The following is a 1223-nucleotide window of genomic DNA, read 5'->3' as shown; positions in this document are numbered from 1 at the left end:
CCCGGCTTTTGTGGAGAGCGTTTAGCTCACTTCACGGGCCTTTCTCTCGAAGGCGATGGGGCTTTGGTAGCCGAGCGATGAATGTCGTCTGACGGGGTTATAGAACCCGTCGATGTATCTGGCGATGGCATTTTCGGCCTGCTGGCGTGTTTGCCATGCGACTGGCCAGACCAGCTCCGACTTGATGGTCTTGAAGAACGTCTCGACCATCGCGTTGTCGTAGCAGTTCCCCTTGCCGCTCATCGAGATCAGGATGCTGCGCTTTCTGAGTTCGGCCTGATAGTCCACCGAGCAATACTGGCTTCCGCGATCGCTGTGATGAACCAGACCGGGTGCGGGGCTTCTGTTCGCAATGGCACGGCGCAGGGCTTCGACGGCGAGGCCCCTCTTCAGGCGGTCACTCGTTGCCCAGCCGACGACCCGCCGCGAGTGGAGGTCGAGCACGACCGCAAGGTAAAGCCAGCCCTGTGCTGTCCAGATGTAGGAGATGTCAGCTCCCCATTTCTTGTCGGGCGCATCGGCGCTGAAGTCCTGCGCAATCAGGTTCTGCGCAATTGGCCAGGCATGCTCGCTGTCCGTGGTTCGCTTGAATCGCCGTTTCTGCCTTGCCACGAGGCCGTTCTCGCGCATCAGGCGTGCCGTGCGATGCCGCCCGATCTGATGACCTTCGTCGATCAGGTCGCGATGCATGCGCGGACTGCCATAGGTGCCGTTCGACAGGGCGAACACCGTGCGAATGTGGGCGAGATGGACCATGTCCTGTCGCTGGCGCTGGCAGGCCGGGCGGTCGCGCCAGGCGAAGAACCCACTCTGGCTGACCTCCAGGACCCGGCACATCCTGTGAATGGGGAAGCTCGCCTTCTCCGCTTCGATGAAGGCAAAGCTCATCGACTTGCGTCTTTCGCGAAGAAGGCGGCGGCCTTTTTTAGAATGTCGCGCTCCTGCTTCAGAACAGCGTTCTCGCGTCGCAACCGCTTCAACTCGGCATGCAGATCGACCGATGCCTCAACCGGCTCACCGGTATCCCGTTCGCGACTGAGCCATCGCGTCAGCGTCGAAAGCCCAATCCCCAGATCTTCCGCGATCTCGCGCCGTGTCCGGCCGCTGGTCAGCGCCAACCGAACCGCTTCACGCCGGAACTCCGGCGTCGGTCTGCTTCCGTTTCCCATAGAACACCTCCTGGTTCCTCAGTTGGTGCTCTCCACTTTTTCAGGGCAAGTCCA

1 protein-coding gene is annotated in these 1223 nt (G+C 61.2%); it reads right to left on the bottom strand.

Translation table 11 applies throughout. The features are described from left to right. Positions 1-21: 21 nt before the first annotated feature. Positions 22-1169 (bottom strand): IS3 family transposase gene (locus LX70_RS20340; protein WP_425430607.1). Its coding sequence is split into 2 segments (ribosomal slippage): positions 22-894 and positions 897-1169, totalling 1146 coding nucleotides; the frame shifts between segments, so codons are not numbered across the junction. Positions 1170-1223: the final 54 nt, after the last annotated feature.

Origin of the sequence: Albidovulum denitrificans (assembly GCF_002973535.1) — a bacterium.
Taxonomy (GTDB): Bacteria; Pseudomonadota; Alphaproteobacteria; order Rhodobacterales; family Rhodobacteraceae; genus Albidovulum; species Albidovulum denitrificans.
The sequence above is the reverse complement of the archived record's forward strand: the minus strand, read 5'-3'. Positions and strand labels throughout refer to the sequence as shown.